Source organism: Streptomyces sp. NPDC101181 (genome assembly GCF_044767975.1).
Taxonomy (GTDB): domain Bacteria; phylum Actinomycetota; class Actinomycetes; order Streptomycetales; family Streptomycetaceae; genus Streptomyces.
Map to the genome: position 1 here is coordinate 1 of NZ_JBIWOX010000031.1, position 11,119 is coordinate 11,119.

Sequence of the window (11,119 nt, forward strand, 5' to 3'; positions counted from 1 at the left end):
CGGGGGGGCCCCCCGCCCCCCCCCCCCGGCGGGCCCGGCCCCCCCCCCCCCCCGGGGGGGGGCCCCGGGCGCCCGGGGGGGGGGGGCCCCCCGCGCGCCCCCCCCCCCCCCCCGCCCGCATTTCTCCGCCCGCATTTCGTGGATATCCCGCTCACTGTCCGGCTCATGGGTGTCGTACGGGCGTCGTGGGAGGATTTCGTACGGCCGGGTCCCACCGGCCGTCATCAGTCCGGCAGCAGATTCCCCCGGCGCGAGAGCAGGAAGCGCTTGAAGGCGGCCACCGGCGGGGTGTCCGGGTGGCCGTCCAGCCAGGCGACCCCGATCTCCCGCGCCGCGCGCGGGGCCGTCACCGTCAGCTCGACGACCCCGGGGCGGGCCACGGCGGGCGGCGGGAGCAGGGCCACCCCGAGCCCGGCCGCGACCAGTCCGCGCAGGGTCTCCGCCTCCTCGCCCTCGAAGGCGACCCGGGGCGTGAAGCCCGCCTGGGCGCAGAGGTCGTCGGTGATTCGGCGCAGCCCGTAACCGGGCTCCAGGGTCACGAACGTCTCGTCGGCGGCCTCCGCGAGGCGGACGCGGCGCCGGGAGGCGAGCCGGTGGTCGTCCGGGACGACCAGGCGCAGCCGCTGTTCGTCCAGGCGGCGGGTGACCAGGTCGGGGTCGTCGGGCACGGGCGAGGTCAGGCACAGGTCGAGGCCGCCCGCGCGGAGCCGTTCGATCATCGCCTCGCCGTAGTTCTGCACGAGCTGGAAGCGGACCCGGGGGTGGTCGGCCCGGAAGGCGCGGATCAGGGCGGGCACGGTCTCGGAGCCCATGGTGTGCAGGAAGCCGAAGGAGACCCGGCCCGCCGCCGGGTCGGCGTCCGCCCGGACCGAGTCGGCGGCCTTCTCCACCTCGCCCAGGGCCCGTTCCGCCGAGCCGAGGAAGGTGCGGCCCGCCGGGGTCAGCGAGACCGTACGGCCCTTGCGGGCGAACAGGGCGATGCCCAGGTCCGCTTCGAGTCGCACCATCGCCCGCGAGAGCGTGGACTGCGGGACGCCGAGCTCCTGGGCGGCGCGGGTGACGTGTTCGTGACGGGCGACCGCCTCGAAGTACGCGAGGCGCGGCGCGAGAACCGCCCGGATGTCTTCTTCGTAACTGCTCGGTGACAGCCGAGGCCCTGAGCTGCGTTCATGCACCATGGGATTGATTATCGCAGTTTCGTGCATTGGACGCATGAAACGCGGGCCTCTACTTTCGACGTATGCCTCCCGCTGATACCGGGGCGTCCGCCGTCGTGGCGGATGCCTCTGCTCCGTCGTCCCCCGTCTCCACCACCACCGCGCCCGCCGCCTCCGAGCGGCTGGAGCCCGGCCGCCCCGGCTACCGCCGGATGAGCTTCGCGCTCTTCGCCGCCGGGGTCGCGGCCTTCGCCCTCCTCTACTCCACGCAGGCGCTGCTGCCCGCGATCTCCACCGCGTACGGCGCGAGCGCCGGGCAGGCGAGCTGGACGGTCTCCGCCGCGACCGGCGCCCTGGCCCTGTTCGTCCTGCCGCTGAGCGCGCTCTCGGAGCGGTTCGGGCGGCGGCAGCTGATGACGGTGTCGCTGGCGGTCGCGGTGCTGGTCGGGCTGCTGGTGCCGTTCGCCCCCTCGATCGGCTGGCTGATCGCGCTGCGGGCGGTGCAGGGGGCCGCGCTCGCCGGACTTCCGGCCTCCGCGATGGCCTACCTCGCGGAGGAGGTGCGGCCCAAGGCGCTGATCGCCGCGATCGGGCTGTTCGTCGCGGGCAACAGCATCGGCGGCATGAGCGGCCGCATCCTCACCGGGTGGGTCGCCCAGGCCTGGGGCTGGCGCGCGGCGCTCGCGGCGGTCGGCCTGCTCGCGCTGGCGTGCGCCATCACCTTCCACGTCCTGATCCCGCGGGCCCGCAACTTCCGCCCCGGTTCGCTGAACCCGAAGGCACTGGCCAGGACCGTCGCCACGCACCTGGGCAATCCGCTGCTGGTGCGGCTGTACGCGATCGGCGCGCTGTTCATGACGGTGTTCGGCGCGGTCTACACCGTGATCGGCTACCGGCTGGTCGAGGAGCCGTTCAGCCTGCCGCAAGGCGTCATCGGCTCGATCTTCCTGGTCTACCTGGTGGGTACGGTCTCCTCGGCCGCGGCCGGCCGGCTGGTGGCCCGGCTCGGCCGCCGGGGCGCGCTGTACCTGGCGGTCTCCACCACGGCCGCCGGACTGCTGCTCTCGCTGGCGGACTCCCTGGCCGCGGTGCTGGCGGGCCTGGTGCTGATCACGGCCGGGTTCTTCGCCGGGCACGCGGTGGCCTCGTCCTCGGTGAGCCGGACGGCGACGGAGGGCCGGGCGCAGGCGTCCGCGCTCTACCAGTCGGCGTACTACCTGGGCTCCAGCGCGGGCGGCACGCTCGGCGCGATCGCCTTCCACACCGGGGGCTGGGCGGCGACGGTGGCACTCGGGCTGCTGGCGGTCGTCGGCGTCGTCTCGATCACGCTGTACGGGACCCGGGTGGCGCGGGCCGAGCGGCGGGCGCTGGTTCCGGCCGCCCGCTGAGCCGTACGCACGCACCGCGCCTGAGCCGTACGTACCGGGCTGTCCGCCCCTCGCCCGTACGGCTGGGGCGCCGGGCGTCCCGTACAGCCGCCCGGCCGGTCGGCCGCTTGTCCGGTCGGCCGCTTGTCCGGAGGCCGTGATTCCGGCTGCGCGGGACCGCGACGCAACCGAGACCTGTCCCGTGCAACCTCCGACCCCCTTCGCGCGTCTACCAGGCGTAACCACGAAACCACTGTGGGCGAAGGGGAGTTGCGCACATGGGAGACACGGCGAAGATTTCCGGCAGACGGCTGCGGCGCGGGGCGGCGCTGTCCGTGGCCGGTCTGGTGGCCGCACCGGCCCTGGTCCTGGGCACCGGCACCACCGCCCAGGCGGCGTCCTGCACCACGTCGGCCGGGCCGCACCAGAAGCAGGTCGAGAAGTTCCTGAAGCGGCCCGTGGACGGCAGGCAGTCCAGCGCGGACTGCAAGGCGATCCAGTCGTTCCAGAAGGCCCACGGGATCACCCCCACCATCGGCTACGCCGGTCCGCTGACCTGGCGCACGATGAACACGATGCTCGCCCAGAAGGCGGCCGGGAAGAACCCCAACAAGGCCGGCAAGTGCCCCACCAACAAGGGCCGCATCGCCTGCGTCGACCTGACCCGGCAGCTGAGCTGGATCCAGGACGGCAAGAAGCTCGCGTACGGGCCGGTGCCGGTGCGGACCGGCCGGGACGGTGCGGAGACCCGGACCGGGGCCACGAAGGTCTACTGGCGCGCCATCAACCACTGGTCGACGCTCTACAAGGTGTGGATGCCCTACTCCCAGTTCTTCGACGGGGGCCAGGCCTTCCACTCGGTCAGCAAGTCCATGTACAACCCGCCGGGCTCGGGCGGTTGCGTCAACATGCGCCCCGCCGACGCGAAGGCATACTGGAAACTGCTGAAGAACGGCGACGACGTGTACGTGTACGGGCGCAAGCCCGGGACCTGATCGGGGCGCCGGGAGCATCCCGAGGGGTGCCGGACGCCGTGGCCGCGGTCACGGGATCCGGCACCCCTTGTTCGCTTTCCGCCCCCGTTGTCAGTGGCCTGCGGTAGCTTCCGACGTACCGGGAGACGGATGCCGCGGCGTGTCCGCGCGCGACAGGGGTGGAGCGATGAGCGATCTGACCACGACGGCGGCCACGGGGGCCGGGGCGGGCGTACCGACGGGGGCCGGGGACACCGACGCGGGCGACGGAGCCGGGATCGACAGCCGTCTGGAGGGGCACCGCACCGAGCTCACCGGATACTGCTACCGGATGCTCGGCTCGGCCTTCGAGGCCGAGGACGCGGTGCAGGACACCCTGGTGCGCGCCTGGCGCAACTACGACAAGTTCGAGGGCCGTTCCTCGCTGCGCTCCTGGCTCTACCGGATCGCCACCAACGTCTGCCTGGACATGCTGAACGCGGGCAACAAGCGCGCCCGCCCGGTGGACCTGACCGGCCCGACCCCGCTCGCCCAGGCCGCGCTGACCCCCCGCCCGGAGAACGTCTGGCTGGAGCCGATGCCCGACGGCCGCATCCTGCCCTCCGTCCAGGACCCGGCGGAGGCGGCCGTGGCCCGCGAGTCGGTGCGCCTGGCGTTCGTCGCCGCGCTCCAGCACCTGCCGCCCAAGCAACGGGCCGTGCTGATCCTCCGCGAGGTCCTCGCCTGGAAGGCCGCGGAGGTCGCCGAGCTGCTGGAGACCTCCGTCGCCTCGGTCAACAGCGCCCTTCAGCGGGCCCGCGCCACCCTGACCGAGACGGAGGTCCGGGCGGGCGACGCGGCGGACCCGCTCGACGAGGAGCAGCAGAAGCTGCTGGAGCGCTATGTGAAGGCGTTCGAGGGGTACGACATGGCCGCCCTGACCGCCCTGCTCCACGAGGACGCGGTGATGACGATGCCGCCGTTCGACCTGTGGCTCCAGGGCACCGGGGACATCACCGGCTTCATGACCTCGATCGGCGCGGCCTGCGCGGGCTCCCGGCTGGTGCCCGTCTCGGCCAACGGCTCCCCAGCCTTCGCGCACTACAAGCCGGACGCGGACGGGGACGGCTTCGTGCCGTGGGCGGTGCAGGTCATCGACGTACGGGACGGGGCGATCACCGGGATGCACTGCTTCCTGGACGTGCCGCGCTGGTTCCCGCTGTTCGGGCTGCCGGACCGGCTCCCGGCGGACGCGTGAGGGCGGCCGAAGACGCGTCGTAGCGCTCTCGCCGCCCGGGTGGGGCTCGCCTCGGGCGGCTGGGGGGCCGCCCAGGCTCTGGGTGAGCCCGCCGCGATGTCGGATCCCCAGCCCCGGCTCACTCCTGCGCGGGGGGAGAGCTCGGCGTCTCCGGTCACCTGTCCCCGCCTGGAAGGCCCCGGGCCACCCGCCGGACGGGGCGCGGCCAGGCCCGGACGGGACGTGGGGCTGGTCGGAGCTACGGGTGTACGCCTGCGGCCCCGGCGGTCAGTAGCCCTCCGGCACCCTCTCCCGCCGGCCATCGGCCGCCCCGCCCTCCGGCCCGTCGCCCCGCGCCCTCCCCCTCTCCGGCGCCTCCTCCACCAGGCTCACCACATCGGCCAGCCCCACCAGGTCGAGCAGCGCCCGGAATTCGGGTTCCGCCCGGCGTAGCCGCAGAGGGTGTCCGGCGCGGCGGGCGACCAGGCCCAGCCGGGCCACCGCCTCGACGGCGGTCAGGTCGGGGCGGAGCACGCCGCCCACGTCGCAGTCCACCGCCGCCCCGGGAGCGAGGGCGGCCCCCCGGGGTCCGGCGAGCGCGCGCTCCAGCTCGGCGCAGAGGTCGGGTACGACGGCACGGCTGAGCCGCCCCGTGACGGTCAGGGCGATCGGATTCTCTCCATCCACATCAGGCAGACCGCCCCCGCGGGCGAAACTCATCGGCCCCGGCGGCGCGGGCGCCTGCGCGCGGGGTCGCTTTTGCGTCATCTCCGGATTCCTGTGCGGATCCTGTGAACCAACACGCGCTGTTCCCGCTCTAGTTCGGTGAACCGGAGGGCGCAGCCGTCACCAGCGTGAGCCTGCGCACCGACGTCGTGAGAACCACCAAGTCTCCAGGGGGAGAGTTGCGCAGACACGTGAGAAGCGCGTGCATATCCGCGGTCGCGACAGCGGCCGCCGTGGCGCTGGCGGCCGGGATGGTCAGCCCTGCCGTCGCCCAGCCGGACCCGAGGGGGGCGTCCGGCGACCGGGTGCGGGCCCAGGACCGGGACCTGCGCCACCTGACGCTGATCACCGGCGACCGGGTGACCGTGGACGCCGAGGGCACGCCGGTCGCCTTCCGGCCGGCGAAGGGCCGGGAGCACATCCCGGTCCAGAGGATGAGCGACCAGGGGCACACCCTCGTCGTCCCGGCCGACGCCCACCGGCTCATCGTCTCGGGGAAGCTCGACCGGCGGCTGTTCGACGTCACCGGACTGAGCCGCCCGGAGAACCTGCGGGCCCAGCGGGACGGTCTGAAGCTGATCGTCGGCTACCGGGGCAAGCAGGCCTCCGCCGCGAAGGCGCAGGTCCGCGACGCGGGCAGCACCGAGGTCCGCCGGAGCCTGACGTCGCTGAACGCCGAGTCGCTGACCACGCCGACGGCCGACGCACCGCAGATCTGGCAGGCGCTCACCGAGCGTCGCGGCGGAGGCGACCGGGTGACCACCGCCGCGGGCATCGACCGGGTCTGGCTGGACGGGGTGCGCAGGGCGAGCCTCGACAAGAGCGTCCCGCAGATCGGCGCCCCGGCGGCCTGGAAGGCCGGGTTCACCGGCAAGGGCGTCAAGATCGCCGTCCTGGACACCGGCACGGACACCACCCACCCCGATCTCAAGGGGCAGGTCGTCGCCGAGAAGAACTTCAGCGCCTCCAAGGACCTGAAGGACCGGGTCGGCCACGGCACGCACGTCGCTTCGATCGCGGCGGGCACCGGGGCGAAGTCGGGCGGGAAGTTCAAGGGGGTCGCCCCGGACGCGAAGCTGCTCGCGGGCAAGGTGCTGGACGACGAGGGCTTCGGGGACGACTCCGGCATCCTGGCCGGGATGGAGTGGGCGGTCGCCCAGGGCGCCGACATCGTCAATCTGAGTCTCGGCGGCCCCGACAACCCCGAGGTGGACCCGCTGGAGGCGGCGGTCGACAAGCTGTCGGCCGACAAGGGCGTCCTGTTCGCCATCGCCGCGGGCAACGAGGGCGACGGCGCGGGCACGGTCGGCTCCCCGGGCAGCGCGGACGCGGCCCTGACCGTCGGCGCGGTCGACGACAAGGACCGGCTGGCGGACTTCTCCAGCCGCGGCCCGCGGATCGGCGACGGTGCGGTCAAGCCGGATGTGACGGCCCCGGGCGTGGACACCACGGCGGCCATCCCGCCCGGTTCGCAGATCGCCCAGGAGGTGGGCGAGAAGCCCGCCGGTTACGCCACGATCTCCGGTACGTCGATGGCCACCCCGCATGTCGCGGGCGCGGCCGCCCTGCTCAAGCAGCAGCACCCCGACTGGAAGTCCTCCGAGCTGAAGGGGGCGCTGACCGCGTCCACGAAGCCCGGCGCGTACAACCCGTTCCAGCAGGGCTCCGGACGCATCCAGGTGGACCGCGCGATCGCCCAGAGCGTCGTCGCGGAACCGGTCTCGGTCAGCTTCGGCGTGCAGCAGTGGCCGCACACCGACGACGTCCCGGTCACCAAGAAGGTGACGTACCGCAACCTCGGTTCGACCGACGTCACCCTGGGGCTGAAGGTGAGCGGCACCGGCCCGACGGGCAAGCCCGCCCCGGCCGGCTTCTTCACCCTCGGCACGGACGAGGTCACCGTCCCCGCGGGCGGCACCGCCGAGGCGGAGCTGACCGCCGACACCCGCGTCGGCGGCACGGCGGACGGCACCTACTCGGCGTACCTGGTGGCGACCGGCGGCGGGCAGACCGTGCGTACGGCGGCCGCCGTCGAGCGTGAGGTGGAGAGCTACGACCTGACCGTCAGGCACCTCGACCGCAAGGGCCGTCCCGCGCCCTACGCGGACAGCACGCTCTTCGGCTTCGACGACAAGGAGGGCGGCTCGTTCCTGACCCCGCCGGTCGTCGACGGTACGGCGAAGATCCGGGTGCCCAGGGGCACCTACGCCGTCAACTCCACGGTCTACGGCCACCCGGAGGACTTCTCCAAGGGCATCGACTGGATCGCCCAGCCGAAGGTCGCCGTCACCAAGAACACCTCGCTGACGTTCGACGCCCGCAAGGCGAAGCCGGTGAAGATCGCCCTGCCGGACGCGAAGGCCGAGGCGGAGCTGTTCACACCAGACTTCACGGTGGACTCGAAGGCCGGCGGGGTGACCTTCGGCTGGCTGCTGGACTCGACGGCGGGCTTCCGCACGCTGCACGCGGGTCCGCAGGTCACCGACGGTTCGCTCGCCCAGCACTGGACGGGCACCTGGACCAGGGGCGCGTCGACCCAGTACGACATCGCGGTCGGCGGCACGGTCAAGAAGCTGGCGACCGGCTACGAGCGGAAGTTCACCACCGGCCAGCTGGCCAGGGTGACGGTGGGCATGGGCGCCGCCGCGCCGAAGAAGACCGGGTCGGTCTCCGCCTCGGGCACCCTGCCCACCTCGGGCGGCGGCTGGATCGCGTCCGTCGAGCAGAAGCTGCCCGGCACCCGCACGCTGTACCTCTCCACGGCCGACCAGGTGCGCTGGGGCCTGGAGTTCAGCCAGTTCGGCGCGCCGGACGCGGACGGCTTCCCGGCCTACGAGGCGGGCTACCGGGTCGCCGAGGAGGCCGCGTACAAGGCGGGCAGGACGTACAGCAGGTCCGTGAACACCGGAGTCTTCGGCCCGCTGGTCGACGGTGAGTTCGGCGTCTTCCGCCAGGGCGACGAGATCACCGGGATGCTGCCGCTGCTGGCGGACGGCAAGGGCAACGCGGGCGGGATGGAACTCTCGTCGGCCACCACCGTCCTGCACCGCGACGGCAAGAAGATCGGCCAGAACAACGACCCGCTGAGCGGTGACGGGGCGTTCAAGGTCCCCGCCGGACCGGCGGCCTACAAGCTGTCGGCCTCGGTGAGGCACAGCGCGCGGATCAGTCCGCTCTCCACCCGGGTGGACGCCTCCTGGACGTTCCGTTCGAAGAAGGCCGAGTTCGCACAACTGCCGGTATCCACCGTCCGGTTCACCCCGGCCATCGGCGCCGACGGGCGGGCCGAGGCGGGCAGGACCGTCTCGGTGCCGGTGAAGGTGCACGGCGCGGCGGCGGGCAAGAACCTGAAGTCGCTGACGACGTACGTCAGTTACAACGGCGGCAAGACCTGGAAGAAGGTCACGGTCAAGAAGGGCAAGATCACCGTCAAGAACCCTGCGAAGGGCAAGGCCATCTCCTTCGCCGCCAAGGTCACCGACAAGAAGGGCAACACCTCGTCGGTGCGGATCTACAGCGCGTACCTGGGCAAGTGACGGGCGCTCGCGGGTAGTTCACTCCACGCATGACGGCGGCCCGCCGCACGGAGAGCATCCGTGCGGCGGGCCGCCTGTCTGTCAGCTGATGGGGAGGAGGCCGGTGTCCAGGACCAGCCCGAACGGCTCGGGCAGGGTCAGCTCCCGCCCGTACTCGACCGTCTCCAGCACCCGGTACGTACCGTCCTCCGGCTCTCCGTAGAGCGTCGCGGTGGGGCGGCCGGAGTGCCAGGGGTCGAGGAGCAGGAACAGTTCCACGCCGGCCTTGGCGTAGCCGTTGACCTTGCTGACGCGGTCGTGGTTGGCGTTGGCGCGGGAGGTGATCTCCACGACGAGGCGGGCTTCTTCGGCGGGGACGGTGTTGCCCGGCCCGGTGGCGGTGACGCGGTCCACGACGACGAGGTCGGGGATGCAGATCCCGCCCCGCCCCGGAAGGGAGAGGCCGAGGGTCTGGTAGATCCCCCAGCCCTCGGGGATCACCGTGTAGAGCCTGCGCTGGAGCAGTGCAACGGTGGTGTCGTGGTCCTTGGACGGTGGCGGCGACACGGTGACGATCTCCTCGATGATCTCCACCTTGCAGCCCTCGGGTGCGTCCGTCTCCTCCCAGATCCGGACGAGGTCGCCCCAGTCCTGGCCAGGGCCCGGCGCGGGGTCGACGGTGAGTGCGCTCATGGCGGTCTCCTCCAGCGGTGCGTCACCGACGTCCGGCATGCCGAACGGGACCGGCGGCAGTCCACCGGTCCCGTTCATCCGTACGAGGAAACCGCAGGTCAGGCGATACGTTCCCGCACCACCGGCAGGGAGGCGAACGACGTGCCCGCCGGGGCGATGTCGTACGCGTCCGGGAGGGCCTTCAGCGCGTAGTCGAACTTCTCCGGGGTGTCCGTGTGCAGCGTCATCAGGGGCTGGCCCTCGGTGACGGTGTCGCCGGGCTTGGCGTGGAGTTCGACGCCCGCGCCCGCCTGCACCGGGTCCTCCTTGCGGGCCCGGCCCGCACCTAGGCGCCAGGCGGCGACGCCGACGTCGTAGGCGTCCAGGCGGGTCAGGACGCCGGAGGAGGGGGCGGTGACCACGTGCTGTTCGCGGGCGGTGGGGAGCGTGGCGTCCGGGTCGCCGCCCTGGGCGGAGATCATGCGGCGCCAGACGTCCATCGCGGAGCCGTCGGCCAGGGCCTTCTCCGGGTCGGCGTCCTTGAGCCCGGCGGCGTCCAGCATCTCGCGGGCGAGCGCGAGGGTGAGGTCGATGACGTCCCGCGGGCCGCCGCCCGCCAGGACCTCGACCGACTCCCGTACCTCCAGGGCGTTGCCCGCGGTGAGGCCGAGCGGGGTGGACATGTCGGTGAGCAGGGCGACCGTGCGCACCCCGCTGTCGGTGCCGAGGGCGACCATGGTGGAGGCCAGTTCGCGGGCGTCGTCGATGGTCTTCATGAAGGCGCCGGAGCCGACCTTCACGTCCAGGACGAGGGCGCCGGTACCCTCGGCGATCTTCTTGGACATGATCGAACTGGCGATGAGCGGGATCGCCTCGACGGTGCCGGTGACGTCGCGCAGCGCGTACAGCTTCTTGTCGGCCGGGGCGAGTCCGTCACCGGCGGCGCAGATGACCGCGCCGGTGGTGTCCAGCACGTTCAGCATCTCCTGGTTGGAGAGGTGGGCCCGCCAGCCGGGGATGGACTCCAGCTTGTCCAGGGTGCCTCCGGTGTGGCCGAGGCCCCGGCCGCTGAGCTGCGGCACGGCCGCGCCGCAGGCGGCGACGAGCGGGGCGAGCGGCAGGGTGATCTTGTCGCCGACGCCGCCGGTGGAGTGCTTGTCGGTGGTGGGGCGCGAGAGCTGGTCGAAGTTCATCCGCTCGCCGGAGGCGATCATCGCGGCGGTCCAGCGGGCGATTTCGGTGCGGTTCATGCCGTTGAGCAGGATCGCCATGGCCAGGGCGGACATCTGCTCGTCGGCGACCTCGCCGCGGGTGTAGGCGTCGATGACCCAGTCGATCTGCTCGGGGGTCAGCTCGCCTCGGTCCCGCTTGGTGCGGATGACGGAGATGACGTCCATGGGAATCCTTCCGGCCGGGTGCGTACGCGCGGTCCTCGATGACTCTACGCGCATAGAGAGGGGAAAGAGCGGTGGCCCTTCCGCGAAGGGAAGGG

At 72.7% G+C, this 11,119-nt stretch carries 8 protein-coding genes; 4 read left to right on the forward strand and 4 right to left on the reverse strand.

The window, feature by feature from the left end:
* Nucleotides 1-224: 224 nt before the first annotated feature.
* Nucleotides 225-1,178, reverse strand: a complete 954-nt coding sequence (locus ACIRRU_RS29460; protein WP_403685443.1) for a LysR family transcriptional regulator — start codon at nt 1,176-1,178, stop codon at nt 225-227.
* Nucleotides 1,179-1,240: 62 nt separating this feature from the next.
* On the opposite strand from ACIRRU_RS29460, the gene ACIRRU_RS29465 reads away from it, so the two are divergent.
* The 3 genes from ACIRRU_RS29465 (at nt 1,241) to ACIRRU_RS29475 (ending at nt 4,735) form a co-directional block, all read left to right on the forward strand.
* Nucleotides 1,241-2,545 carry an MFS transporter gene (locus ACIRRU_RS29465; protein ID WP_403685444.1) on the forward strand — a complete coding sequence of 435 codons (1,305 nt, stop codon included), beginning with the start codon at nt 1,241-1,243 and terminating at the stop codon, nt 2,543-2,545.
* 257 nt (nt 2,546-2,802) lie between these two features.
* Nucleotides 2,803-3,519 carry a L,D-transpeptidase family protein gene (locus ACIRRU_RS29470; RefSeq protein ID WP_403685445.1) on the forward strand — a complete coding sequence of 239 codons (717 nt, stop codon included), beginning with the start codon at nt 2,803-2,805 and terminating at the stop codon, nt 3,517-3,519.
* A gap of 166 nt (nt 3,520-3,685) precedes the next feature.
* Complete coding sequence (locus ACIRRU_RS29475; RefSeq protein ID WP_403685446.1) at nt 3,686-4,735, forward strand: sigma-70 family RNA polymerase sigma factor; 1,050 nt, start codon at nt 3,686-3,688, stop codon at nt 4,733-4,735.
* A gap of 267 nt (nt 4,736-5,002) precedes the next feature.
* Here ACIRRU_RS29475 and ACIRRU_RS29480 read toward each other — a convergent pair whose 3' ends face one another.
* Nucleotides 5,003-5,434 carry an STAS domain-containing protein gene (locus ACIRRU_RS29480; protein WP_403685482.1) on the reverse strand — a complete coding sequence of 144 codons (432 nt, stop codon included), beginning with the start codon at nt 5,432-5,434 and terminating at the stop codon, nt 5,003-5,005.
* A 257-nt stretch (nt 5,435-5,691) separates the two neighbouring features.
* Between ACIRRU_RS29480 and ACIRRU_RS29485 the strand changes: the two genes are divergently transcribed.
* Nucleotides 5,692-8,976, forward strand: coding sequence for a S8 family peptidase (locus ACIRRU_RS29485; RefSeq protein ID WP_403685484.1), 3,285 nt, complete (start codon nt 5,692-5,694; stop codon nt 8,974-8,976).
* A gap of 81 nt (nt 8,977-9,057) precedes the next feature.
* Here ACIRRU_RS29485 and ACIRRU_RS29490 read toward each other — a convergent pair whose 3' ends face one another.
* Both ACIRRU_RS29490 and ACIRRU_RS29495 read right to left on the reverse strand, forming a co-directional pair.
* Nucleotides 9,058-9,648 carry a Uma2 family endonuclease gene (locus tag ACIRRU_RS29490; protein ID WP_403685486.1) on the reverse strand — a complete coding sequence of 197 codons (591 nt, stop codon included), beginning with the start codon at nt 9,646-9,648 and terminating at the stop codon, nt 9,058-9,060.
* Nucleotides 9,649-9,746: 98 nt separating this feature from the next.
* Complete coding sequence (locus ACIRRU_RS29495) at nt 9,747-11,024, reverse strand: thymidine phosphorylase (protein WP_403685448.1); 1,278 nt, start codon at nt 11,022-11,024, stop codon at nt 9,747-9,749.
* Nucleotides 11,025-11,119: the final 95 nt, after the last annotated feature.

What these genes read in the sequence shown, in the direction of transcription:
- ACIRRU_RS29485 (WP_403685484.1), top strand. Translation starts at nt 5,692, where the DNA reads ATGGTCAGCCCTGCCGTCGCCCAGCCGGACCCGAGGGGGGCGTCCGGC.
- ACIRRU_RS29495 (WP_403685448.1), bottom strand. Translation starts at nt 11,024, where the DNA reads ATGGACGTCATCTCCGTCATCCGCACCAAGCGGGACCGAGGCGAGCTG.
- ACIRRU_RS29460 (WP_403685443.1), bottom strand. Translation starts at nt 1,178, where the DNA reads ATGGTGCATGAACGCAGCTCAGGGCCTCGGCTGTCACCGAGCAGTTAC.
- ACIRRU_RS29470 (WP_403685445.1), top strand. Translation starts at nt 2,803, where the DNA reads ATGGGAGACACGGCGAAGATTTCCGGCAGACGGCTGCGGCGCGGGGCG.
- ACIRRU_RS29475 (WP_403685446.1), top strand. Translation starts at nt 3,686, where the DNA reads ATGAGCGATCTGACCACGACGGCGGCCACGGGGGCCGGGGCGGGCGTA.
- ACIRRU_RS29480 (WP_403685482.1), bottom strand. Translation starts at nt 5,434, where the DNA reads ATGAGTTTCGCCCGCGGGGGCGGTCTGCCTGATGTGGATGGAGAGAAT.
- ACIRRU_RS29490 (WP_403685486.1), bottom strand. Translation starts at nt 9,648, where the DNA reads ATGAGCGCACTCACCGTCGACCCCGCGCCGGGCCCTGGCCAGGACTGG.
- ACIRRU_RS29465 (WP_403685444.1), top strand. Translation starts at nt 1,241, where the DNA reads ATGCCTCCCGCTGATACCGGGGCGTCCGCCGTCGTGGCGGATGCCTCT.